The 24,427-nt window shown below is 41.5% G+C and carries 19 protein-coding genes and 2 pseudogenes; 11 read left to right on the top strand and 10 right to left on the bottom strand.

What is annotated here, in order from left to right:
• Positions 1 to 150 precede the first annotated feature (150 nt).
• The 6 genes from BP861_RS12095 to BP861_RS12070 all read left to right on the top strand — a co-directional run bounded on the left by BP861_RS12095 (position 151) and on the right by BP861_RS12070 (position 8,869).
• The gene (locus BP861_RS12095) at positions 151 to 1,125 is read left to right on the top strand and encodes a prephenate dehydratase (RefSeq protein ID WP_292375858.1); all 975 of its coding nucleotides are present in this window, start codon (positions 151 to 153) and stop codon (positions 1,123 to 1,125) included.
• Between the two features lie 346 nt (positions 1,126 to 1,471).
• The gene (locus BP861_RS12090; RefSeq protein ID WP_292375856.1) at positions 1,472 to 2,362 is read left to right on the top strand and encodes an OadG family protein; all 891 of its coding nucleotides are present in this window, start codon (positions 1,472 to 1,474) and stop codon (positions 2,360 to 2,362) included.
• A gap of 175 nt (positions 2,363 to 2,537) precedes the next feature.
• Entirely contained in the window at positions 2,538 to 3,512 is a 975-nt protein-coding gene (locus tag BP861_RS12085) for an AAA family ATPase (protein WP_292375854.1), read from the top strand.
• 112 nt (positions 3,513 to 3,624) lie between these two features.
• A complete protein-coding gene (locus BP861_RS12080; protein WP_292375853.1) occupies positions 3,625 to 4,506 on the top strand; it encodes a DUF58 domain-containing protein in 882 nt (293 codons plus the stop codon).
• A gap of 2 nt (positions 4,507 to 4,508) precedes the next feature.
• Positions 4,509 to 6,386 (top strand): vWA domain-containing protein, encoded by a 1,878-nt coding sequence (locus tag BP861_RS12075; RefSeq protein ID WP_292375851.1) that lies wholly within the window; start codon positions 4,509 to 4,511, stop codon positions 6,384 to 6,386.
• A complete protein-coding gene (locus tag BP861_RS12070) occupies positions 6,383 to 8,869 on the top strand; it encodes a vWA domain-containing protein (protein WP_292375850.1) in 2,487 nt (828 codons plus the stop codon). Before BP861_RS12075 ends, BP861_RS12070 begins: the two co-directional genes overlap by 4 nt.
• Positions 8,870 to 9,519: 650 nt before the next feature.
• Here BP861_RS12070 and BP861_RS12065 read toward each other — a convergent pair.
• Positions 9,520 to 10,146 carry a methyltransferase domain-containing protein gene (locus BP861_RS12065; protein ID WP_292375847.1) on the bottom strand — a complete coding sequence of 209 codons (627 nt, stop codon included), beginning with the start codon at positions 10,144 to 10,146 and terminating at the stop codon, positions 9,520 to 9,522.
• 143 nt (positions 10,147 to 10,289) lie between these two features.
• Between BP861_RS12065 and BP861_RS12060 the strand changes: the two are divergent.
• Positions 10,290 to 10,516: pseudogene (locus tag BP861_RS12060) on the top strand (ISNCY family transposase); the annotation flags it as partial.
• A 304-nt stretch (positions 10,517 to 10,820) separates the two neighbouring features.
• Here the strand turns inward: BP861_RS12060 and BP861_RS12055 are convergent.
• The 7 genes from BP861_RS12055 to BP861_RS12025 form a co-directional block, all read right to left on the bottom strand.
• Positions 10,821 to 11,417, bottom strand: a complete 597-nt coding sequence (locus BP861_RS12055; protein WP_292375845.1) for a diacylglycerol/polyprenol kinase family protein — start codon at positions 11,415 to 11,417, stop codon at positions 10,821 to 10,823.
• A gap of 342 nt (positions 11,418 to 11,759) precedes the next feature.
• The gene (locus tag BP861_RS12050) at positions 11,760 to 12,938 is read right to left on the bottom strand and encodes a nucleotidyltransferase family protein (protein WP_292375844.1); all 1,179 of its coding nucleotides are present in this window, start codon (positions 12,936 to 12,938) and stop codon (positions 11,760 to 11,762) included.
• A gap of 76 nt (positions 12,939 to 13,014) precedes the next feature.
• Entirely contained in the window at positions 13,015 to 13,431 is a 417-nt protein-coding gene (locus BP861_RS12045) for an OB-fold nucleic acid binding domain-containing protein (protein WP_292375842.1), read from the bottom strand.
• Between the two features lie 31 nt (positions 13,432 to 13,462).
• Entirely contained in the window at positions 13,463 to 13,933 is a 471-nt protein-coding gene (locus BP861_RS12040) for an FKBP-type peptidyl-prolyl cis-trans isomerase (protein WP_292375840.1), read from the bottom strand.
• A 126-nt stretch (positions 13,934 to 14,059) separates the two neighbouring features.
• Positions 14,060 to 14,617 (bottom strand): FKBP-type peptidyl-prolyl cis-trans isomerase, encoded by a 558-nt coding sequence (locus BP861_RS12035; protein WP_292375838.1) that lies wholly within the window; start codon positions 14,615 to 14,617, stop codon positions 14,060 to 14,062.
• Positions 14,614 to 15,105, bottom strand: coding sequence for an FKBP-type peptidyl-prolyl cis-trans isomerase (locus BP861_RS12030; RefSeq protein ID WP_292375837.1), 492 nt, complete (start codon positions 15,103 to 15,105; stop codon positions 14,614 to 14,616). The genes BP861_RS12035 and BP861_RS12030 overlap by 4 nt, the downstream gene beginning before the upstream one ends.
• A gap of 136 nt (positions 15,106 to 15,241) precedes the next feature.
• Positions 15,242 to 15,901 carry an SdpI family protein gene (locus BP861_RS12025; RefSeq protein ID WP_292375835.1) on the bottom strand — a complete coding sequence of 220 codons (660 nt, stop codon included), beginning with the start codon at positions 15,899 to 15,901 and terminating at the stop codon, positions 15,242 to 15,244.
• A gap of 430 nt (positions 15,902 to 16,331) precedes the next feature.
• On the opposite strand from BP861_RS12025, the gene BP861_RS12020 reads away from it, so the two are divergent.
• On the top strand, positions 16,332 to 16,856 hold the full coding sequence (locus BP861_RS12020) for a hypothetical protein (protein ID WP_292375833.1): 525 nt from the start codon (positions 16,332 to 16,334) through the stop codon (positions 16,854 to 16,856).
• Between the two features lie 271 nt (positions 16,857 to 17,127).
• On the top strand, positions 17,128 to 17,940 hold the full coding sequence (locus BP861_RS12015; RefSeq protein WP_292375830.1) for a DUF169 domain-containing protein: 813 nt from the start codon (positions 17,128 to 17,130) through the stop codon (positions 17,938 to 17,940).
• 217 nt (positions 17,941 to 18,157) lie between these two features.
• Here the strand turns inward: BP861_RS12015 and BP861_RS12010 are convergent, their stop codons facing one another.
• Together BP861_RS12010 and BP861_RS12005 are read right to left on the bottom strand one after the other, a co-directional pair.
• Positions 18,158 to 18,349, bottom strand: coding sequence for a serine hydrolase (locus tag BP861_RS12010; RefSeq protein ID WP_292376068.1), 192 nt, complete (start codon positions 18,347 to 18,349; stop codon positions 18,158 to 18,160).
• 1,254 nt (positions 18,350 to 19,603) lie between these two features.
• A pseudogene (locus BP861_RS12005) lies at positions 19,604 to 21,006 on the bottom strand (serine hydrolase domain-containing protein).
• Positions 21,007 to 21,165: 159 nt separating this feature from the next.
• Here BP861_RS12005 and BP861_RS12000 point away from each other — a divergent pair.
• Together BP861_RS12000 and BP861_RS11995 are read left to right on the top strand one after the other, a co-directional pair.
• Positions 21,166 to 22,404, top strand: coding sequence for a C45 family autoproteolytic acyltransferase/hydolase (locus tag BP861_RS12000; protein WP_292375828.1), 1,239 nt, complete (start codon positions 21,166 to 21,168; stop codon positions 22,402 to 22,404).
• A gap of 45 nt (positions 22,405 to 22,449) precedes the next feature.
• A partial coding sequence (locus BP861_RS11995; RefSeq protein WP_292375826.1) for a S9 family peptidase occupies positions 22,450 to 24,427 on the top strand: 1,978 nt, incomplete at its 3' end.

Here is a 24,427-nt window from a genome sequence, read left to right as displayed (position 1 = left end):
AATTAGATATTCTCTACAAAACGTTATTTTCATAACTTTTCATAATCAGCCGCAACTTCATTAAATTTGGAAAATAAATGATTAATTCTTAAGTTGTCCAAAATTTTCCATCAAAAAATATTATTACCATCCCCGCAATTAACCACTCAGATGATTATTGGTGTATTGGGGCCCGAAGGCTCGTACTCGGAAAAGGCTGCAAATATATGGATTCTGAAACACGGGCTGAATAGTACAGAAGTCCATTATTTCCCAGATATAGAGGACGCGTTTCTGGCTGTGGTACAGGGAAAATCCGATCTATCGATAATTCCGATAGAAAACTCCATTGAAGGTTCAGTAGGAGTTACTCTCGACCTTCTTCTTGAAAATGGGGTTGAGATAGTTGGAGAGATTGTTGTCAAAATCGAGCACTGCCTGCTCTCTAAAGGCGGGCCTGATAAAATTAAGGTCATACTCTCGCATCCTCAGGGGCTTGCCCAGTGCAGATATTTTCTAAAAAAATATTTCCCTGATGCCGAACTAAGGAGCACAGGCAGTACCTCCCATGCAGCAAGGCTTGCAGGAGAATTTGAAGAGATGGCAGCAATAGCTTCTCCTGAGGCTGCCGAGTGCTACAGGTTGAAGGTTTTAGTACCAAATATTCAGGATAGGAAAGAAAACTACACCCGTTTCATTGTCTTGCGAGCCGTAGAAAAGAGTTCTGCTAAGCAGGTTTTATGTACTGAAGAAGATAAACCGAATAAAATAAAATCACAATCTGGCCCTGGACATGAATCAGGGAATGAGTTTCGATCTCAAAAAGAAATTGAATTTCAGCCTGAAACCAAAATCGGACCTGATAATCCGCGCCTTTCAGCATTCAAAACCTCCATTATAGTATATCTGGAAAAAGATAGGCCAGGAGCATTGTACGAAATTCTTGGAGCTTTTGCGAAAAATAAAATTAACCTGACCAGGATCGAATCAAGACCTTCAAAAAAAGAACTTGGAGATTACTACTTCTATATCGATTTTGAAGGGCACACCAGCGACGCACTGATAATAGAAACTTTAAAAGAAATAAAAGGTAAAATCGATACTCTAAAAGTGCTGGGTTCTTATCCCGCTTTTAAAAAACAGTAATTATCACTCTTTAAAAAGATCTAGTTATCCATCTTTCAGAAGTCGTAATTATCATTCCTTAAAACAAGTAAAAGGTCAGAGGTTGAATCCTGCAACTTTAGTATAAGGCAGTGTCGAAGCCTCTGAAGATCCAAACCTGTGAATGTAAAGAAAAAGATCGGCAAAAATCGGATAGATATACTAATCTAAAAAATACATATTCTAGAACGTGTACTTTTATATACTATCTTTCTATAGTATCTTCCAAGAAGATCTTCTTATAGTATATTTGTATGTTTTGTATAGAATCCTTACTTATGATTATTTATGATCACAGCCGTTTTTCGAGGCTATAAAAGGGAGCGGGATGGCTCTGAGTATTGAAGAAATAGTAAATAAACACGAATCGGCCCTGAAAAAATATAAGGGACTCTATGCCTTTGCAGACTTGTTTGCAACTTCTCTTGTCCTTTATGCCCTTTTCGTGCTATTCAACATGCGAGATTTATTCTTAATGTTTAGCACCTTTGAACCCTATACCGGTGCAAAATACAACATTCTGGGCTTCGGGGTTGTTTTTGAGACTCTGGGGCTCATTTTTCTGGCTTTTGCCCTCTCTATTATCCTTACAGCTATCAGGCACTACAGGGCTGAAAAGAAAGATGCGATTGCCCTTATAGAAGAGACGCACCCCGTACTCAGGGAGAGATTGAGGACTGCCTATGATAACCGCAATACGGACAATATTATTGTTCGGGATCTTATAGGCGGGGTCATAATCGATTCAAAATCCGTACAGTCCTCGTCCTTTCTTAACAGGAGAAAACTTGCAAAAGACCTGTTTGTAATAGTGTTTGCAGTTTCCATTCTTGCATACGTTGCCGGAACCGGATACCAGACAACTCTCAGCCCAACTGACCTTAACGGAGTGATCGACAAGCTTCCATTTTCTGATTCGCATTCTGACCTTTATCCTGTAGAGGAAAACGGCGGAACCTCGAATAATACCAGTCAGGAGAACATCTTCGGGGAACCTGCTGTTATTGTAGTGGAAGGCAAAGAAGTTGATCTGAAGATTCCTCCGGGCTCAGGGCAGGGCTTTACAAACCAGGAAACAGCGGAACAGATGAACAATTCATTCATCCAGTCAGGCCTGGTAAATCCTGAAGCGACTGCTTCCCAGGCTTATTATGAGAATTTGCCGGAAGGATACAGGAACGTTATCCAAAATTATTTTGAAGGACTTGCAGAAGAATAATTGAAATATTTGTCTAAAGCCGGATTTACCTGCACTCAGTTTAATCGAAGATTGTCTGAAAGCAGTTTTTAAAAACAGACCGTGTGATGGAGATACACTGTTGCAGGAGCAGGTAAAGTCCAGAAAAATAGGGCTTTTAAACCTCTAAAACAGAAACTTAAAGGGTGAAGTGGATATGAACGAGATTAATACTGGCTCAGGGCAGGCAACTACGACCTACCAGAACGCAGGCAGAATTTTCAAAAACTTTTTTGAAGAGATTGGAAATGTTGTGGTGGGCCAGAATAAAGTAGTAGAGCAAATTATGATTGCAATACTCTGTGAAGGGCATGCCCTTGTTGAGAGCAATCCAGGGCTTGGAAAAACGCTTATGATTTCCACAGTGTCACAGGCAATGAACCTGAAATTCAGCAGGATACAGTGTACTCCTGACCTAATGCCTTCTGACATTACAGGTACAAACGTTATCGAAGATAAGGACAACAAAAAAGAATTCAGGTTTCAGCCAGGCCCGGTCTTTGCAAATGTCATCCTTGCGGATGAGATTAACAGAGCATCCCCTAAGACCCAGTCAGCCCTGCTGGAAGCTATGCAAGAAAAACAGGTAACTGTTGGAAATGATACTTTCCTGCTGGATCGTCCTTTCTTTATTCTTGCCACCCAGAACCCCATAGAAATGGAAGGCACATATCCCCTGCCTGAAGCCCAGCTCGATCGTTTTCTCTTAAAAGTACTCGTAGATTATCCTACTCATGAAGAAGAAATGGAAATAATAAATCGGTATACGAAATCCGAAGTTCCCAATATTTCCAGGGGTTTTGATAAATCCACACTTCTCGATTTGCAGAAACTCACAAGACAGGTTCCGATCTCCGAAGAGCTCAAGCAGCGCGTTCTTTCTATTGTGGGCATGACAAGGAAGGACAAAGAGCATATCGAGTACGGAGCTTCCCCGCGAGCATCTATAGGCCTCATCCTTGCCGCAAAAGCTAAAGCCCTTGTAGAAGGCAGGAATTTCGTAAGCAAAGAAGATATTGATTATATGGCATATCCGGTTCTCAGGCACAGGCTTATCCTGACTTTCGAAGCCGAAAGAAGCGGGATGACCCCTGATCAGGCTATTGAGGAGATTATCCGGAAGCTCAAGTAAAAAATTTTGCCTTGAATTACCAGGCAAGGAAAGAAATTGTAGAAAAAGTTAAAATAACCCTGAAGGGTTTCCCGAGCCCTGAATAAACCGGGCTTTTTATTGACGATCCTGAATGACTCGCACAAAACAAAATATTGAAACGGATTTTTTCAGGCAGCTTGACCGCTTTACCTTCTCTGTCCGAAAAAGAGTCTCGACCGTTTATGCCGGAAACCGGCCCTCCACCCGAAGCGGTCACGGCATCGATACCATAGGGTTCCGGGAATATGATCTTAACGACAGCCTGAAAGACATAGACTGGAAAGCCTATGCGAGGACTGAAAAGCTCTATGTGCGGCAGTTTGAGGAAGAGAAAACCCTTACGACCCATATCCTTCTGGACGCCAGCAAAAGTATGGATTACCCTGAAAAAGGGACTTCGAAGTTCGAATATGCTGCCATGCTCGCGGCAGGCTATGCCTACATGGTGACAAAATATAATGATAGGTTTGCAATCTCAACATTTACACAGGAAATCGATATAAATAAACCCAGTCGCGGGCGAAAAAACCTTTTGCGTACGATCGACAGGCTGACAGAGCTCGAACTTTCAGGAGGAACTTCCATTGGGGAAGCTGTCCTAAAATACAGCCGGGAAATCAAGTCCAGATCTCTTGTAATCCTTATCTCGGACTTTCTTCAGGAACCCGAAGCAATAGAAACCGCAGTTTCCAGGCTATCTGACCATGATCTGATTCTGATCCAGGTACTCGATCCCACGGAAAAAGTGCTTCCCGTCCAAGGTAACAGTAAACTTGTAGATCTTGAAACCGGAGAGGAGATCAGGACTTATGTTAGTGAAAAGTTCAAAGAGCGGTACCTTGAAAAGCTTGACGATCACAGTGCAAGGATCAAAAAAGCCTGCATGAAGACCGGAGCCGAATTCTATAGTTTTACAACCGATACTCCTATCTTTGACGCTTTCTACTATACCATCAGGAGAAGGAGACGCTAAAAATGCCTTTTGAAAATCCCCTTGCTCTTGCCGCTCTCCTGAGTGTCATCCCGCTTATCATTATTTATATGCTCCGTCCCAAGCCGGCGGTACTTTCGATTCCCTCACTCATGTTTGTCCTTAAACTCGAGAGGGAAAGAAAACGGGTTTATGCCTCACTCACCAAAATTGTTCGGGACCCGCTTTTCCTTATCCAGCTCCTTATGCTGATCCTGCTTTCCATTGCGGCAGCAGGCTATTACTACAATTCGGAAGAGCCCCTTAGCGGAGAACATACCGTAATAATCCTTGATACTTCTGCAAGCATGCAGACTGATTCCCGCTTTGAGGATGCGGTTAAGATTGCTGACGGCTATGTAAGCAAGAAAAACAGTATAATTCTGGCTTCTGATACTCCTCTGCTTGCTCTTGAAAGAGGAGATGCCTCGGCTGCACATGATATTTTCAAGAAGGTTAAGTCAGGGGCAGGCACTGCCGACCTGTCTGCAGCAATTACCACAGGCATGCGGTATCTTTCCACGGAAGGAGGAAGGATTATCGTTGTTTCGGATTTCACCAACTATAAAGGCGATGACCCGGTTGCTTCCAAGAACCTGGCTGAATCCTACGGGATTGAGGTGAATTTCATAAAAGTAGGAAAGCCTGCCGATAATATCGGAATCATCAATGGCTGGATAGAAGCCACAGACGGAGAATACGGCTATACTGGGGTAATCAAGAATTACATGGATCATAATGAGAGTGTTAAAATCGAAACTGGCAGAGGAACTTCAGGAAACGCCTCAAAGTCCTTCTCCCTTGAGATCCCTGCAGGCGGGACAAACCAGTTCACGCTAGGAAACCTGGGGCCAGGCATTACAACAGTCCGGCTCGATGTTGAAGATGGCCTGCCTGTTGACAATAAAGCCTATATCTCCATTCCTGAGACCTCAAGCCAGCGTATACTCTATGTTACTGATAACGGAAAACTGCCTTCGAAAACCGCACTTTCCCTGCTTCCGAACAGTAACCTGACCGTTTCAAAATCCGTGCCTGCCGAGCTTGACAATTATACTCTTGTCGTGCTTGCACAGAAAGAGACACCAATCGGCAATAGTTCGGTCGAAAGAATCGAAAGTTATGTCCGGAACGGAGGAAACGCGGTCTTTATTGCAAGCAGAGCCCTTGTTCCCGAGAAAACCGAAGTCGACCTTCTCAAGATCCTGCCTGTGAAACCCTTGAGGCTTGAAGAGGACGAAAACGGAATTGGAGTTGAGGAAGTCCTGAAAAGCAGTATAACGAAGGACATAAGGAGCGAAGAAATCTCGGTCCGTAAATACCTTAATGCAACCGAAAGGACCGATTCGACGACCCTTGTAAAGCTTAAGAATGGAGTTCCTGTACTGAGTTACTGGCAGACAGGCAAGGGAACGGTTTTCTATATGGGGCTGAGTGATGAGCTAGGAGAAAATTCCTGGAACAATTTCCACAACCTTCCCGAGTATCCTGTCTTCTGGATTAAACTTGTTCAATGGCTCGGAGGGACAGGAGATATTTCCGAATATAATCTGAATACCGGCACATTGAACTCCCTTTCTAAGACCGAGGAAATCCGTACACCCTCTAAGACTTTCACTTCAAACCGCATTCTCTTTGACGAGGCTGGGATCTACGAACTTTCAGGGAAGAAAATTGCAGTGAATCTATACAATGACAGAGAATCTAACACTACAGTTGATGCTTCGGAATTGACCGAGCGGGCTGTTGCGGAAGATGGGCCCAAACTTGTGAAGGAAGATTCCTACACTGCCAAAAATGACATTACTCATTATCTTATAGGAATTATGTTCCTGCTCATACTGCTTGAAATTCTTATTGTGCGCCAGCGGGGTGAACTATGAATTTATCTCTTGAACATCCCGAAATGCTCTTCCTGATAATCCCTGTGTTTATTGCGGGATTCTATCTCTTGCGGAAGACAAAAACGAAACTTGTAGAATGGAGAATGCTTGTCGCTATTCTGCTTGTGCTTGCCCTGACTTCTCCATATACTACGGTTACACAGACAATTAACGAAAAAGATCCCTCTCTTGTGCTGGTTCAGGACCAGACCTCAAGTATGAGTCTCTTTCCTGAAGGAGCAGGTACTGAACTGTATAAGGCCCTGGTAGCTAATACCCCTACAACTTTAGTCAAGCTAACCGGAGATAAAACCTCACTTGGAGATACCGTTACGCAGTATGCGGGCAGCGGGAACCAGATCGTGCTTGTCAGCGACGGAAACAGTAATACAGGCAAGGATCTCACAGATGCTTTGGAGTTTGCAAAAGAAACCGACACGCCTGTCTATCTTGTCCAGTCCGAACTTCAGGTGAATGACCTAAGTGTCGAAATGCTCGGAGATAAGACGGTTGTTGTGGATAACCAGAATGAGTTCAATATAGTTGTCCGCCAGGCTTCAAACCAGAGTGTCAGCTATCTCCTGGAGGTGTATGTGGACGGAGAGCTTTCCCAGAGCAGGGATTTTACTCTGGATGGCAGGAACAACATTGATGATCCCATTAAGATTAATCAGGCTTTTAACACCCTTGGCGCCCATGAACTCAGGGCAAAGATCACTCCGCATGGAGAGGATCAAAATGCGGTTAACAATGAATTTTCCAAGTCCGTATATGTCATTCCAAAACCGAAGCTGACACTTATTACAAGTGAGCTCGATTCTCCTCTCGGCAGGATTCTGGACAGCCTTTACAATGTCTCAGCAGTTAGCACTTACCCCGGAGCAGCGGCTCTTGAGGGTAGCAAAGCTCTGGTGCTTGACAACCAGCTCATGAATTCCTTTTCCGAAGCCCAGATGAAAGAAATCAAAAACTATGTCAGCAACGGAGGTGGACTGGTTGTCGTGGGAGGAGAAAAGGCTTACAATTATGGAGGATACCTTAACTCTTCGCTTGAAGAAATCCTGCCTGTGCTTTCAAAGCCTTCTGAATATAAGGGAGGAAGAAACCTAGTCCTGATTCTTGATGTCTCTCCTAGTACTGCAGCCCACAAATCTCAGGGAGATATACTGGCAAATGCTGTCTATATTATCCAGAACGAAAATCTCAGAGATGCAAATGCCGAAATTATCGCCTTCGGAAGTAAAGGATATGATGTTTCAGGAGGATTTATGTTTCTCGGCCTTGGCCAGAATCGGGAAGCTCTGAAAGATAAGATTTCGCAGCTGGTTCCCGACGAGAAGAGCAAGACTTCCTTAGACGCAGGACTTAACACGTCAAAAGACATGCTTACCGGAAAGGACGGCGAACTTGATGCTATTGTTATTTCAGACGGAGCAATCAAGGATTCCTACGGTCCAAGCCTTCAGGCTGCAAAAGAACTTAAGAACCTCGGTGTGAATCTGTATTTTGTCCACATTCGCTCGGTAGCTCCTTCCCAAACGAATGAAACCAGACAGTATTATGCTGAAAACTTGATGAAGGAACTTGGGCTTGAAGATAACTATTTCCATATTAATATGGGCGAAAGGGCAAACATAGGTTTTGAACCTACAAAAAAGCCTTCTGAAGAGGACGAAGAAGAGGAAGCTGAACTTGACACTTACCCTCTGATTGAGTATTCTCCTGACCACTTTATCACGAAAAATGTGAATCTCACAAATGCCAGTGTTACAGGATATAATGAAGTAACTCCAAAGGCTGGGGCTGAGCGCCTGGTTATTACATCTACCGGAAAGCCTGTGCTTACTACTTGGCGTTTCGGGCTTGGAAGAGTTGCGGCCTTTACAACGGACGATGGAGACGGAGAAGGTTCTCGCTGGGCAACTGCCCTTTATAATGGCTCAAGCGCAAGACTTATTTCAGGCACTATAAACTGGGCAATAGCAAACCCGAGAGCTGAAGAAGGAGCTGTTGTGGATAGCCCGGACACTTGGCTTGGGACTCCTTCCAACCTGACTCTTACGATGTATGACGAGGGAATTCCGCAGCTAAAGCTGGATGGTAGCTCCCTCGACCTTGCTTTAACCGGAAGGAGTACCTACGAGACAAGTGTAAATCCCGAAACCACCGGAATCCATGATATCTCAGGTTACCCGCTTGCGGTAAATTACCAGCTTGAGTCTCGAGATGTTGGGCTCAATGAAGATATAGAGTCTCTTATCGTCGCAACCGGAGGGAAAATTTACAATGAAAAGGAGGCAAGAGCCCTTCTCCTGAAAGATGCGCGGCAGAACTCAGAGAGACAGGCTGAGGAGCAGGTAAGCCTGAAAATGTATGTGCTCATTACTGCGCTTGTGCTCTATCTGGGAGAAATTCTTGCCAGGCGCATAAGGGAAATGAGAAAGCTCAAGAATGCGCAGGTTGAGATCGAAGCTAGAACATAAGAGAAGTCAAGAGCCCATCAAGGAGACCCTTCTTCTCTTGTCTCATAAACGGAACTATGGACTCACAATCCTTCTAGAGTTCTCAAAAATGATCCGTTTTTGGGGAGTTAATGGGGCTATTTACTAGGTTAAATGTAAATTCTACATTCCGCAGTATTTTTTTCGAAAATGATATTTTATCAGATAGCGCTTTCGAAAAAAATCTAAGTAATCTGAGTTCTTAATGTCATTTGGGGAAAATTGAATAGATAATTTTTGGTCTCTAATACACCATACAGTTGCTTTTACCTTCTGCATAAAAGCCAAATAAATCCACGCTAGATTAAGAATCGATAGCACGAAAAATTATGAATATACTAAAATTTACTGCAGAAAGTAGGAGCAGTATTTTAAATTATGATTTCTGCATATTATAAGAGAAAGGGTCAAAACAGTAGAAGTTTCATACTTTATTGTACCAGCTCTTTTGGTGTCCATTGTTGAGCCGATCCCGAAACTCAAAATTTGATTTTTGAATCTTTTATTTGGGACAGTCAATAGAATATCTGATCATGAAAAACAGTCCTGAAACTCTTAATGATTTGGAATAAAATGGGTTTGGGATAGATTCGTTAATAAATCTATTTTTCACCTCTCTACATGCCATATTATTAACCAATATTATTAGGTTTCCTGGCTATTATAATTCTTACTGCGTGCTGGTGGGGGATATTACTTGATTTACAATCAAATATATACTCATTAGAATAAAGCAGTTCCCAGTCTTTATAATAGCTTTGAAGTTCCTGACTCTCATAAAGGCATTCATTTTTACCCCAGTCAGGGGCGATCTCAACATCCGGATGTTCGACAAATGTGCACATTACATTAATGTCACCAGTTTTTGTATTATTTTTTATTTTCCCAAACTGGCGTTTTCTATTTTCTGGTCTAATGTATTGCAAAGTTCCAATTGAATAAACAACGTCAAATATTTTTGGTAAAGCAACATCGTTTATATCTGCTTCCATAGTTTCAATAGTTGTGTTGTTTTCTCTGGCTAATTTAACCGCCTTTTCTAAACCTGCAGGTGCAATTTCAACAGCTAAAACATTGAAACCTTGTAGAGCAAAGAAAACACTGTCCCTGCCTTCTCCTGCACCTAAATCAATCAGTTTTTTATTGGTTATTTGGCCATCTGGAATAAACTCTAAAACCTTGTCTACCAACTCATTAGGTTTTTTACCCCAATAGTAATCAGGTTTCAAATAAATTTCTTGCAATTGCTTTTTGTCCATTATTCATCTCCCCATCTTTTTTGAATATTATAGCTTGCTGCAAGACTCAGTTTCAAAATCTAGTGATAAAAGTAAGCGTAACGCCAGTATATAGATTTGCAAATTTATAATTATGTAATAATGTTACGGCATAGCAATGGTAAATAAGTCTTACTCTTAATAACTTTTTGGAACTCCTTCTCTTTTAAACCTTTTGATGGTTTTAATAATGATATGAATATATCACAAGAAGAGTTTTTCATAGAAGAACTCCCCCAGATTGTCCTATTTGCAGCACTCCTATGGCCATGACGGCTATAATCTATACACTAAACAATGTCTTGAAGAAATCAAGATTGGTCGATACAAACACTCAAATTGTGGTAATACTAATGGCCTTTATACTTCCAAGATCAAAAAGTACTATTTTTATATTATTCAATGAAAAGTAAGAAAAAGTTCAAGACTGATAAATGAATTGAGAGTAAGATTAAACTTACTAAAATGAAAAAACTAAGTATGCTCAATAGATCACAAAGTCATTCCTGAAATTGTTCAGATTATTTACTCCATTTAAATATAACATCTATTTTGGAAAATAGTTCATTTTTAGAGAGTAGCAAAAAGTGTCGATTTTAGGTGAAAAATTCAATAAAGCATTTGAAAAATTTTCCTTGGAGTATTCCTTTGAAATATTATAAATATGTTAGAAGAGTCAGGGTTATCTGCCCAAAAAAGCCGGCGAAAACCGGAACTATAAGATTATCATCGATTTTATTGACTGCAGTTTCCGTAAGGGTTGCAAGAAAAGCCATAACTAGGGAAACAATCGGGTTTCCTAGAATTACCATCCCGATGAGGAAATCAATAATAAATTCTGAAGCTGAGCCTTCAATCGATTTATCATTTTTAAAGAGCTTTTGAAAAACTCTCCTTTTTCCATAGAATTTTCCAATAAGTGCTGCAGCCAGATCTCCGAAGGTAGCCATAAGGATTGCGGCATAAGCAATTTCTCGGCTGAACAGGGCTATTACTGAAATTGCTCCTAGTGCAAAGAATACGTGGCCTCCGAAACGGTCAGCTTCAGCTTTTCTGTATATGATATAGAAAAAAGGTATTCGAATTCCGTGCTCAACCCGGAAGTAGTCAAGAATGAGAACAGTTACAAGAAACAGCATGAGCACCCAGAGCACGGCTTCTTTTCCGTAATATTCATAGATGAGCACGATAAGGATTGAAACCAGGTGCACACTTTTTCTCAGGATTTCCAGGACAAATTCTCTGGACGGCATGGCAAAAAGACTTGTCAGGATCTAATATAAAGTTATATCTATTTCTGGGTGTGCTTATTTTTATGTAGCCTAATGCTCAAAATACTGTTAGGAGGTTAATAGAAATGCAAACTGTATAAAATCTGAAAAACAATCTGTAAAAAATGAGTGAGTAAATGGGCCTGAAAAGAGAAAATGAATTAATAAATGTCCTCTAAAACAAGGAAAACCGGACAGACCGGAGGACTAGAAAAAGCGGAAATAAGGAAAAACTGGAAAAAACGCAGGAAACAAAGAAAAGGCCTGGAAAACAGCAGAAAGAGAAATATTCAGGCCCGGATTTTGAAATTTTGAGACCTGATTTCACGAGCCTTCACTCGCAGCATCATAACCAGAATTGATTACGGTATCCTGTATGCTTGAGTTTTTATCTATAGCGACTTCGGGCCAGATCTTAACTCCAGAATGTATTGTTGAATTACTTCCAATCAGTACTTTATGCCCGATAACGGTTCCATTTTCAAGGAAGCAGTGTTCTCCGATAACCGTTTCATCGGCCACTACCCCTCCTGAGATATTGGAATCTTTCCCTATGGACACATTATCAAAAAGATATGATGAAAGAATTTTTGCATTATCCTCTATAGTGCAGTTTGAGCCTATCACGCTGTAAGGCCCAATAAGAACGTTATCGCCTATAGTTGTGTTTTCCCCTATCACTATTGGCCCTACAAGGGAAGAATTCGAACCTATGCACACATTGTTTCCTATGGATAGGGGGCCTTTTATTCTTGCGTTCTTGGTTGTGAAATTTCCTTCTATTGTTGTTCCTGGAAGGGCATCGAGCATCCAGCGCTGTGCCTGCCTGTAAGCCGCCGAACTTCCCACATCAGTCCATTTTCCCCGCACAAGTACACCATTGATTTTTTTGTCGGCTGCAAGCATGAAGGGGAAAAGATCTTTTGCAAAGTCGTATTTTCTACCTTCAGGAATCCATTCAAATATCGAGGGGCTACAAATATAAATGCCTGTGCTTGCAAGGTTGCTGAATATCTGGCCTGCTTTTGGTTTTTCCAGAAATCGATGGATCCGGTTATTAATATCCATGTCTGCAATTCCGAATTCTCTCGGGTCATCAATCGAAAGAAGCCCAATGGTTACTGGGGCATTGTTTGCTTCATGGAAACGGTACATCTCTCTCAGGTCAAGGTTAAGGACATGATCTCCCCCAAGAACGATAAATGACTCGCCTTTCAGGTACTTTTCAGCATTTTTAACGCCTCCTGCAGTTCCGAGCTTTTCTTTCTCATACACATAATCGATGTGCACCCCAAACATATGCCCATCTCCGAGTTGCTCTTCTATTCGCTCTCCCATATACCCCAGGGTCATGACTATTTCATTGAACCCTTCCCTTGAAAGATGCTCTATCAGATGTCGGACTGACGGCTTATTGAGAATCGGTATGCTCGGTTTAGGATGCTTGAAAGTTAGCGGCCTGAGCCTTGTCCCTGCCCCTCCGCACATAATACATGCTTTCATATTTTCCCCAGATGTTCTTATATGAATATATCATTAACGATTTTATTATTGTTATCTTAAAGGTTATTGACAATGATTACTCCGAAGAACGATGCTCTCTCAAAAGAATATCTTCTTTGCTTTCCACTTTGATTTCCCTTGTGCCTTCATACTCCGAGACAGTACCTGTTATACTAATAAAATCTCCTTTCTGAATTGAATTATTAAGGGCTTCAGCGCCCGCGGTTTTTGGAATAAAAACACTCAGGACTTCGGAGTTGCAGTCTACCTGTAAAAGCAAGTGTTCGCCGGTGTACGTAAACCGTTTACTCAAAACTTCGGCTTCAAGAAATACCTTCTCCCCTTCACCAGATTCCCGGGTGTATGGATTGGCTTTTTCTCCTGTCTCCTTTCCCGAATCTGTAAGTTCCGATCCAAAGCAAAGATAAGCGGTCATAAGAGAAGTTAATGTCATAAATAGCAGCAGTACCATGACTTTTTCTTCTTTTTCCATACATTATCTCCTGCTTTTAAAGGGTCTGGAATCAGTTTATAATTGAAACGAGTTTTATTTCAAGGATCAAAATTTTACCTGCAAGTTCATGGTTAAAGTCTAGAGTGGCAGAAGTTTCAGTGGAATTGAGCACTTTAACTTCACTCCCGGCGGGTGTTATGATTTTCGTTCCTGGCTCAGGAGGAGTCTGGAGTTCAAGCCTTGCAAGGGGAATTTCCTGGACAAGATAATTCTTATATTCTCCATAGGCGTCTTCAGGCGGGATTATAAGGGTTTTTTCTTCTCCCTCTTTCATTCCAAGCACACCCGTGTCGATGCCTTTTATTACCTGGCGTGTGTCCGCTCTGAAAAATAAAGGTCTGTATTCCTTTTCTTCTTCATACATCCCTTCTTCGAGGGCTTTTTCCTTCAAGGTGGTATCAAAGACTGTTCCGTCTTCAAATTTTCCAGTATAATCAATAAGAAGGTAATCTCCTTTTTTCACAATGCGAGAATTTTCCATTATCCCTTTCTCCTGTGCATTTTCCTTTTAGTATCCATATTGTCTAAAAGTCTCTCTGGATACTGAAAGGATACACATTTTGCAGAAAATACTATAATTCTCAATTTGAGTTTCAGAAACTTAAATTTATTCTATTGAGATGATTTTTATATCAAAAACAAGGGTCTTTCCTGCAAGCTCGTGGTTAAAATCAATCATTGCGTGTGTTTTATTTACATCAGTTATAATAACCAATCCATAATTTGTAGGGAGCTTTTGCCCTGCTTCAGGAGGTTCGGTTAGATTCAATTCTTCAATTGGAACAGCCAGGATTTTTGATTTATCGTATTCTCCGTAAGCTTCTTCAGGAGGAATCGTGATAATTTTTTCTTCTCCTACTTTCATCCCGATTATACCTTTATCAAAGCCCTTTATCATCTGACCTGCTCCGGCCACAAATGTCAGAGGAGTGTAAGTCCTTCCGTCAACGTATATGCCCGCTTGCTTTGCAACGTCTTCTCTGGAGGTGTCAAAAACAGTGCCGTTTTCAAGCTTCCCGGTATAGTCGACTTGGACTGTATCTCCAGATTTTACTGCTTTGTTGTCTCCTTCTTTGCTACTATTATCCACGCATCCGCTGCCTAAAATTGTGCTTACAAGGAGCAGTATCGCTATGAAGAAAACTGCTCCTTTTCTGGTCTTCATCCCTTTCGTTCCTCCACAGAAACGACTTTGACTAAAAATACCAGGTTCTTTCCTGCAAGCTTATGATTGAAGTCTACAACAAAGTTATTTTCACTTACCTCTGTGATAGAACCCATCAGACCGTTGTCCGTGGCCAGCTGCATTCCAACTTCTGGAGTAAAATCTACAGCATCGATCGGGATCTCTCTTGCGAATTCCTCCCTGTATTCTCCATAAGCTTCTTCAGGCGGGATTGTAAGAGTCTTTTCCTCCCCAACTTGCATTCCGACAACGCCCTCATCAAACCCTTTTATCATCTGGCCTGCGCCAACGGTAAACGTAAGGGGTTCATAATTTCTCATTTGATTGTATGTCCCTGCCTCGATAGCAACTTCCTTTAAGGAAGTATCGAAAATTGTGCCATCTTCAAGTTTTCCTACATAATTAACTGAGATTGTATCCCCATTCTCAATTTTTTTGCTGGTGTCTTTTGCTATATCCTCAGCCATAAGAATCAATAAAATAAACGAGAACATGTTAGATAAACGTGATGATAAAATAGTCAAAAGATCGATTGAATGGGAAATTTAATCTCAAAAATTAGAGGAATTCTTGAAATCTTCTTTTCTAAGTTTTAATTTGAGATTAAATTTTAATTTGAGATTCGGTTTCTTTCAGTTCTTTTTGATATTCCAGATATGAGTAAACAGTCGTGACCCCTACAATAAAAAGGGCAGGCCCCAGAATGAATATAAACTCAAATCCAGGGAAAAAGATTCCAACCACAGCAACTATTCCTGCAATCCTGAATAGCTTTCCTCCAAGCCGATTAGTTTTTTTCCAGGTCTTATCACTACTGAGGGTCCAGGGAGTCTTTATGCCGAGAAACCAGTTTCTCTCAGAATTTTGCATAAGGATTCCTATGTAGTAAAATAGAATCCCTATGCCTACAGGAAGCACGGCATTCGGATTGATTCGGATTCCTGTGTTCCAGAGTAGTATCTGGAGATGGGCGGCAAGTAAGAAGAAAATTAAAAAAATTACATATCCTTCATGATGCTTTCCGAATTTTACTAGATTCATCCTCGTCAGGTCGGTTCTGGGAATTGCTAGATAGAATACTGCAAGTCCGGTAATTAGTAAAGGCATGGAAAAAAGTCCCCAGAACCTCGACATATAGCTATTGACTTCTCCCCGGGAATTCCAGTGGGTTGCCATAGCTTCAGGCACAAGCGGGTAAAAATAGATTGAAATTATAAAAGAAAGGAGGATCAATCCTGTGATTATGGCTGTGGTTTTACGCATATAAACTGTTAACATATTTCAATTATTTAAACAATGTGGAGACTTGAAGTAAGCCTTTTGAAAAATGCTTGCTCGCAAGCCTTTTCAAAAAAGGCTTGAGCGAAAACGGCTCACATTTGAGTTTGAGACACATATCCTCCAACTCTATCCGTCGTGATCACAAGCTTTTTCAAAAAAGGCTTGACCAAGAAACTCCAGCAACAAAGTGGACGGCGTGATCAACTGGTGCAAAGATTGCAGGTCAACATTTTATCTTTATCTTGAATGTGATGAAACTATTTAGGCATTAATACATATCTATTTTTGACATTATGTAACATGAAAGGCCGAATTTTTGGCTAACTTTCTTCTTTATTCTCTACTAACAAAGGCTTAAAATATGCTTCCGGTATATAACAGTCTAATTAAAATTATTATGTCGTTGATAGTTATGGCAACAAGTCAAGAAAGACAGAGGGCAAATCTTGCCAGAATGAAAAGAGTAATGGAAGAAATTGAAAATACGACAGATGATTATAATCTTATCAATGAATTACATGAACTTCTAAGAAAACCATATTCTCTGTCCCTGAAATGGCATATGATTGTATTTAAAAGTGAAATTGATAGAAGCTTGTGGTATTTGGAAGATATAAGAAAAGAAGAAATTGAAATTGAGAAAATGAAGCGAAGGAGAGGAAAAGAGCCAAAAGAAGAATTAAATAAAGTTAGCGGCAAATTTTCCGAGATAGTGAGTGAATTTAAACTTGATCATCAGATGGTATATGATGAAAAAGCAAATCAGTATAAATTGTCAAAGTCTGGGGTTTCCAGAACCACTAGAGAAAACATTTTTGCAATTCCAAAATCCATGATTGGAGATGGTAAACTCCAGTGGAGTGAGGCGGTTAAACAAAAATGGGGAGAAGACAATATTGGGCAAAGAGAATCACTGGAAAGAGGTTTCTGTAATTGAAAAGTAATAAGAGTTATCCTAATAACAGTGACGACCCAATCTTTTAGCTTTCAGGCATGAAGTTTCTTTTCTCTGAGTGTCAGCCCAACAGGTGGAGGATGAAAGTCATCAGCTTTCTCAAGCTACTTTAAAAATATATCGAAGTGCAGATTTTTCAGATTTCTTTAAATGTGTAATTTTGGTCTATAAACTAAACATTATCCAAAAAGTGTATTAATATCTAAGTACAGGGCTCTAGGGCGCATACTTGGCCAATGGATGGGGAACATTCATGAAAAGTAAGATCGCTGAAACATTAAGACTAAAATTTGAGCCTGTGGCTATTCTCTGGAGCGATTGTCTTCCAGAAGGCTCTCTGCAGTTCAAGGGAGTTGGAACCGGATGTATTATGAGCATGTTCGCCAAGGCAGCAGCTAAAGGAAAGACTTCTGCCTTCAGTAAGACTACCTTTGGCTGCTTTGGAGGTGGTATAGGCCTTGGCTTCGGAAAGCAATATGAGAACTTTCCTTTGGGAGTAGAGGCCTTTAAATACTTCCTTTCAACAGGGCTCGAATCCTCGGGAAAAGAGGATATGGTGGAGGGGGCGAAGAGGCTACGCAATAAGGAAATGGCCGAGTATTTTCTGAAGGGAGAAGGCTATAAGAAGAGCCCAAATATGGTAGGTAAATATTTGGAGAATCTACCGACGATGGATGTTCCATCAAAGTACGTTGTCTTCAAGCCATTAAGAGATTTAGCTGAGGGTGAAGAGCCTGTGGTAATATCCTTTGTGGCCAATCCCGACCAGCTCTCTGCCCTGATTACTCTAGTTAATTATGACAAAGAGAAGAACGATAACGTTATAGTGCCTTGGGGGGCTGGCTGCACCCAGATAGGCATCTTAGCCTTCATGGAAGCAAAGTCCGAGACTCCCAGGGCTATCCTTGGATTGACTGATCTTGAACCCAGGATGGCAGTCAGAGGCCTTCTTGGCAAGGATATCCTAACCTTGACGGTGTCATACAGGATGTTCCTGGAAATGGAGGTAAACGTAGAGGGTAGCTTCCTTGAGAGGAGTCTATGGAAGAGAATGGTGAGTGACTGAGGTAGTGCCAGTGAAAAGATGGCAGAGCACCACGTCACAAACAGGGGCACACAAGGCTCTGCCGCATGAAATCAAAATCAGATCTGACTAATTCCAACCTAAGTTAATAAGAATGCTCTTTATTACAGTTGTAGTGAGAGCTGGCTGTAATATTGGACGGCCCTGGGCTTAGATCTTGTAATAACTCACTAGCTTGTTGATATTCATCTTTTCCTCTTCAGCCATAGATAGAAGCGTGGGTAGTGAAAGTTTTTGCAGTGGAGCCTATAATGAACAGAGTTTCTAGTGTTACGGGTTGTCCAGTTTCCACGTTCGTTACGCCAAAGCCTTTGGTATAAACTATCTTATTGCCACTGACTATAGCCACGGCACATTCTGGTGTGTTGGTTACGTTAAGCTCTTCTTGGATAGCCTTTTCCAGGGAACTGAAATCGGTTGCATTAGAGGCATAGGATACATTAGAGGCAAACTATAGATAGTGATATCAGGGCAGCCATTATCACTGCACATGAATCTTAAACCTCAATGTTTGTTTTTCTAAACTTATACTTTGAATAATCAATCAAGTCCATGATCACGAAAACAATCCTGGGGACTATTAACGATAAAGATAAAATGGCTTTTAGAAAGGTAAAACGGCTTTTTAGATGAGCTTTAATCTAAGATGTCAAGACTTAAGCGACGAGGTGCAAAATCAAGTTAGTAGTTACGTGCAATGAATAATTCATAAAAATATCTAGTAAAGTTCAGGGAAAATAAATATAATATTAAAAATGATCCATATCTAATGACTTGTTACTAGTACCGCATATATTTTCAATTTCCATTGAGACAGACAGCATGCTATCCAATAGGACAACCAGGCTTGTGTCCAATATAAACATATTCCATTTACACAAACCTCTTCCCCATGAATACACAAATTGCTGGTTCCTTACTTACAGTACCAGTGCCCATTGATACATATCGCTGTCCCATGAATACACACAGGTTTTGGTCCCTTACAAGGCGTCTCTAAACATTTCCATTGTCCGTTGATACATATCGCTTTATCATGATGAGGACACTTAGGTGCCGGTCCCTTACAAGGTATTGCACTTGTCGCTGCGGCTGTCAATGATACTAAAAACAAAACAGCCAGCAAAATGGCCATTGATTTTTTAAGTTTATTCAATGTTTGAGTTTCCAAGTATAAACCCCCATCTTCTTTTTTAAATTATATTTTATTGTGTTATTGAGAATCAACAGTAGTATATAAATATATAAATATAATTTTTTCAATGAATAAAAGTACAGTAGAAATATAAATAAGAAACTAATAATAATTAAAGCCTGAAGTTATTAAATCAAGTTTTCATATATTTTCTTAAAATTTTAAAATTATATCTTCTTTAGCTGGTTTCAGCTTTTTCAAAAAATTCTGTAGCGCAAAGATATTGGGTCACGAAATCAAAAAGATACTTATGAATTAGTGCTCTTGAATAAAAAGTGCTAAAGTGAAGAGATTAATCCATAGATTACACATAATCAATTAGATCTAAGATAATTAGATCTAAGATATGTACAGATAAAACGAGGTTTTAAGGCGAGGTTTTAAAGGACTTAATAAGGCCCTAAAAGTTTAGAGAGGGAGTTGGGGATACTCCCTCTAGCCAGCTTGTTCCTAGGATTCTATCTTCGGGAAGGCTCTGAAACCAGTATGCAAGTATTTGATCCTCCCATCTTTGCCTGGTATAAACCTGATATGCATTGGCTCGGGATTCTCAGGAATAGTTTGAGTGAATTGGTCCTTACCTACCTTCTCTAAAGCAACCTCACGATCCTTAGTCTTAATCATAAGCTTGTTATCTTTTATTGTGACACTGGTGATGTTCTCGGGTTGAGGGTTCTGATTCTGTTCCATTGAGTAGTTACCTACGTACCTGATCATCTCAGACTCGTTCATTTCCATAGGCTTTTGTTGAACCTCCGATTTTAGAGGCAACATAAGCTCAAAAGCTTTCTTAGTGGAGTTAGGCATATTTCTGTCTGCGCCATTGTCCAGGATAATCAGGGCGAACTTGTGCTCAGGCACCATCTTGAAAACGCAAGAAAAGCCTTCAAGGTTTCCTCCATGCTCCACTACATCAACACCTCGGTAGTTATGCAAAATTAAACCATAGCCATAGCTTCCATCAGGATAATAGCTATACAATGGAGTATGGGGCGTGGACATCTCATTTATCACCCGAGATGAGAGAACCTGCTTGCCATCCAAGGTACCATTATTCATCATGGCCGTAGCAAATCTACCCATATCATTGACATTGGAGAAGAGGTATCCAGCAGGCCACTCGGGAACATCCTCCTCAAAAGGCCTATAGACCGTCACATTTATCGATGAATTTCCAATGTGTCCCATAGACATTGGATGGGTCACAGCAGTTTCCAGATAGAACGTAGAGTTATTCATGCCCACAGGCTTAAAGACTTTCTCATCCACAGCATCAGGATAAGGCTTTTCTCCCACAATCTGAGCCAGGTAGCCAGCCAGGGAAAACCTGTGTTTGAATAAGAGAAGACCTCTCCGGGATCAGTGAAGAAACTCGAGTCGTTCAATGTCCTTATATACTCTTCCAGACCGGATTCTACATCGAAGCGTTCCTTCTCGTAATCTCCAGATTCTTCTTTGAGGCCAGCTGTATGGCTGAGAAGCTGGCTGGCTGTAACATTGGACAGTCTCGGGCTTAGATCTTTTATGTAATAGCCCACGGGCTTGTTGATATCCACCTTCCCCTCTTCAGCCATAGATAGAAGTGTATAGGCAGTGAATTGTTTTGTAGTGGAGCCTATCATGAATAGAGTCTCTGGTGTTACGGGCTGTCCAGTCTCCACGTTAGCCACGCCAAAACCTTTTGCATAAACGATCTTATCGCCGCTAACTATGGCAACGGCACATCCTGGCGTGTTGGTTACGTTAAGCTCCTCTTGGATTGTCTCATCCAGGGAACTGAAATCGGTTACATTAGAGGCATTGGTTACATTATTAGAAGCAGCAACTGCAGATGGTGCTATCAGGGCGACCATTAGCGCAATACATAGAAGCTCTATCGCTTTCATACAAATCTCCCCACTTGCGTTTATCTTGGATGATAACATCAGATCAGAGTAATGTTGAGTAATGTTAGGAGTAGGAATTATAAAGGTAAATTTTATAATTAATCTATTATAATCTATAATCATACTTTGATCCTGGGGGGGAGTCAATTTAGCCGAAGCGCATTTTTTGCAAAGAAGATAGTTCATTCTTTATTACTATTCATACTCCTGGCTATAGCTTGGCAGCCTGTAATGGGAGCAAGTGCTGACAATGAAAGTTTAGTCCTGAATACCAAAACTCCTATAATGACCTTTGAGGGCGGCAAGCTCTACAAAACTGGATCTCTAAACGTAGTCGAGCTTCACGGTAGCTATAGGGAAATGGGAAGACAGTATGGGGCGCTACAAAAGAAGGAGCTGAACGAAATTTACAGTAATATAAGCGCCGAATTCGGCAAAGATCCAGAGTTTACATATGATGTCATGCTGCAGGATGCAAGATCTAACTTCAGGTTTTATCCGCAAAGATACAAGGAGATCATATACGGAATGGCTGAGACCTCAGGTCTGGGGTTTGATAAGCAGCTGATAGTCAATGATTTAGAAACCTACGTAAACTTACAGGAAGGGCAGTGCTCAGGAGTCGCTGCCTGGGGCAACTATACCTCAGGTGGCCCTCTGGTCTTCGGTCGAAACTACGATATGGGGCCAAAATTCGCTAATTACGCAACTGTAGCCGTCTACAACCCCGATGACGGAAGTGTCCCAGTAGCAAGCATAACCTACACGGGAGTTATCTATGTGACCTCAGGCATGAATAAAGAAGGGATGTTCCTGGAGCTTAACAACGGCCAGATCTCCGAGAATATGCAGCGTGATAATAGAGTATTCTCTCCAGTTTCTTTATTCTCATTCCTGGAGAGTTCGACTGATCTCGATCAGATTGACGCACAATTCCATACATCCTATCCTGATAATGCGTACATAGTGAACGTAGCTAACGAGACAGGGGCCTATTCTTACGAATGGGCAACCTCTGATGTCGTGCGCAGGGCGCCCGATAAGGATGGCCTGCTGGTAGCCACAAATCACTTCGTTGATCCTTTCTGGGGATTAGCGCCTATTGCATTAGATGATCAGGATCCTGCATTTACGGCACATAGGCGTGCAAATCTGCTTGCCTTGGGTGAGAAATATAAAGGAAAGTTTAATCCCGAGGTCATGATGGAGACTATGAGCATTCCCCTGGAGAAAGGTGGAGCATTTAGAGCTCCCAACGTCACAAGTTATCAAATAGTCGCCGTGCCCAAAGAGCTGAAGGTTTGGGTCAGAGTACCAGAGGTACAGGAATGGACTGAGGTAGATCTGAAGCCGCTATTTAACTAAAAATGAGCATTTTCTTGAGTGATCGAGTGAATACGAGGTATCAATATGCTGATCCCAAGAGCATTATGGCTATTGAGCATTAAGCCACCTAAAAGGCAGAGCCTTACAAGCATCTGCTTTTTCTCCTTAGCCCTGGTATGCCTTCTAATGTTTCCCGCGATGACGCCTTTGGCAGAAGCTGGAACTAATGATGATGCAACTGGGTTCTCAGCTACCCTCACTGGCTATGAAAATGCGGATAAATTCTTACCTGAGAATGCAGCAGCATCCATGTTCAACGTCAGCATCACTCCCAATTGGATAAAGGGCACTAATTCCTTCTGGTACACAAAGAATGACCGTGAAGGCAAGAAGTTCATGCTTGTAGATACTGTAAACCTAACTAAGGATGAAGCCTTCGACCATGAGCTGCTTGCTAAGGCTCTCTCTAACGCATCCAAAACCGAAGTCAATTCCTCAGATCTTCCCTTCGATAAGATCACATTCATGCCTGACATGAAAAGTATACGTTTTTCTGCATTTAATAATTCCTGGCAGTGCGATCTCCAGAGCTACCGTGTCAGTAATGCTTCACCCTGGGCTGAGGAATCTAAGGGAGAGTTGCTTTCACCTGATGGAGAGCTTGCCGCTTTCGTAAAGAATCACAATATATGGATTAGGGAGATGGAAACTGGCAAGATTTATCCTCTAACTGCAGACGGCACTAAGGATTATGGCTATGTGGATTCAGATTTCTTCAACGATACTGTTACTGATGAGCGCCTGGGGATAAAACCTGATCTTCCTGAATCTACAATATGGTCTCCCGATTCAAGAAGAATAGCGACATTCAAAATGGATGAAAGGAATGTCACTCCTATCTCGCTGCTGCAATATGTGCCCGAGAATAGCTCCAGGCCAAAGGTTTGGACATATAAGTATCCCATGCCAGGGGACGAATATATACCAATGTATGAGCCCATGGTACTGGATGTGGTTTCGCGGAAGGTCATTCCTGTTCAACATAGTGCTTACCCTGAGACCAAGGAGCTAACCTACTCTTATAATTGGAACAAAGCTGGCGATACTCTATACTCTGTTTATGACGAAAGAGATGAAAAGAAGCTTCACCTTCTTAGAATAGATCCTTCAACCGGTCAAGCAAAAGAGATCCTTAACGAGAGCGCACCTACTTATATTGAGTGGCAACAACCAAATTTCAAGGTACTAGATAACGGCGATTTCATCTGGTTCTCTGAACGCAGTGGCTATGGTCATCTCTACCTCTATGATAAGAACGGCAGCCTGAAAAATCCCATTACAGCAGGGAATTGGACTGTAAGAAATCTCTTATATGTGGATGAAAACCGGTCACTGGTATATTTCACTGCTGGAGGTAGGGAGACAGGTAGAGACCCTTATTGTCAACATTTGTACAGGGTTAACTTAAACGGGAACAACCTGGAACTCCTCACCCCTGAGGATGCAGATCATCAAATAAGTATGGAACCGGATGGAAGTACCTTTGTTGATACTTATTCCCGAGTGGATCTTCCGCCAGTTACTGTTCTTAGATCAAATGATGGAAAGACACTCCTCACTCTGGAAGAGGGAGATATCGACAACCTGCTCTCAATGGGCTGGAAGTTTCCTGAAAGATTCAGTGTAAAGTCATTAGATGGTCAGTACGATATCTATGGCATAATCATCCGACCAACTACTTTCAATGCATCTATGAAATATCCGGTAATAGAGTACGTGTACCCTGGTCCGCAGGCTGCAATAACACCAAAGACATTTCCCTATGAAGATGCAGAGACCTGGAAGGCTGTATGGTTAAACCAGGCTCTTTCTGAAATGGGGTTCGTTGTGGTAATTATGGACGCTCCTGGAACTCCTGGTCGTTCCAAAGCCTTTCACGATGTTTCTTATGGGCACCTGGGCATTGCTGGAGGGCTGGCTGACCATGTCAATGGCCTACAACAGCTTGCCAAAGATAGGCCTTACATAGATCTGGATAAGGTTGGAATTTATGGACATTCCG

The sequence above is a fragment of the Methanosarcina sp. UBA411 genome (assembly GCF_002495725.1).
GTDB lineage: Archaea > Halobacteriota > Methanosarcinia > Methanosarcinales > Methanosarcinaceae > Methanosarcina.
Note: the sequence above shows the minus strand (reverse complement) of the source record. Positions and strands in the feature narration are given on the sequence as shown.

Coding starts and splice junctions, on each gene's coding strand:
- BP861_RS12080 (WP_292375853.1), top strand. CDS start 3,625: ATGACTCGCACAAAACAAAATATTGAAACGGATTTTTTCAGGCAGCTT.
- BP861_RS12035 (WP_292375838.1), bottom strand. CDS start 14,617: ATGAAGACCAGAAAAGGAGCAGTTTTCTTCATAGCGATACTGCTCCTT.
- BP861_RS12050 (WP_292375844.1), bottom strand. CDS start 12,938: ATGAAAGCATGTATTATGTGCGGAGGGGCAGGGACAAGGCTCAGGCCG.
- BP861_RS12070 (WP_292375850.1), top strand. CDS start 6,383: ATGAATTTATCTCTTGAACATCCCGAAATGCTCTTCCTGATAATCCCT.
- BP861_RS12055 (WP_292375845.1), bottom strand. CDS start 11,417: ATGCCGTCCAGAGAATTTGTCCTGGAAATCCTGAGAAAAAGTGTGCAC.
- BP861_RS12025 (WP_292375835.1), bottom strand. CDS start 15,901: ATGCGTAAAACCACAGCCATAATCACAGGATTGATCCTCCTTTCTTTT.
- BP861_RS12065 (WP_292375847.1), bottom strand. CDS start 10,146: ATGGACAAAAAGCAATTGCAAGAAATTTATTTGAAACCTGATTACTAT.
- BP861_RS12075 (WP_292375851.1), top strand. CDS start 4,509: ATGCCTTTTGAAAATCCCCTTGCTCTTGCCGCTCTCCTGAGTGTCATC.
- BP861_RS12020 (WP_292375833.1), top strand. CDS start 16,332: ATGGCAACAAGTCAAGAAAGACAGAGGGCAAATCTTGCCAGAATGAAA.
- BP861_RS12095 (WP_292375858.1), top strand. CDS start 151: ATGATTATTGGTGTATTGGGGCCCGAAGGCTCGTACTCGGAAAAGGCT.
- BP861_RS12090 (WP_292375856.1), top strand. CDS start 1,472: ATGGCTCTGAGTATTGAAGAAATAGTAAATAAACACGAATCGGCCCTG.
- BP861_RS12085 (WP_292375854.1), top strand. CDS start 2,538: ATGAACGAGATTAATACTGGCTCAGGGCAGGCAACTACGACCTACCAG.
- BP861_RS12030 (WP_292375837.1), bottom strand. CDS start 15,105: ATGGCTGAGGATATAGCAAAAGACACCAGCAAAAAAATTGAGAATGGG.
- BP861_RS12040 (WP_292375840.1), bottom strand. CDS start 13,933: ATGGAAAATTCTCGCATTGTGAAAAAAGGAGATTACCTTCTTATTGAT.
- BP861_RS12045 (WP_292375842.1), bottom strand. CDS start 13,431: ATGGAAAAAGAAGAAAAAGTCATGGTACTGCTGCTATTTATGACATTA.
- BP861_RS12015 (WP_292375830.1), top strand. CDS start 17,128: ATGAAAAGTAAGATCGCTGAAACATTAAGACTAAAATTTGAGCCTGTG.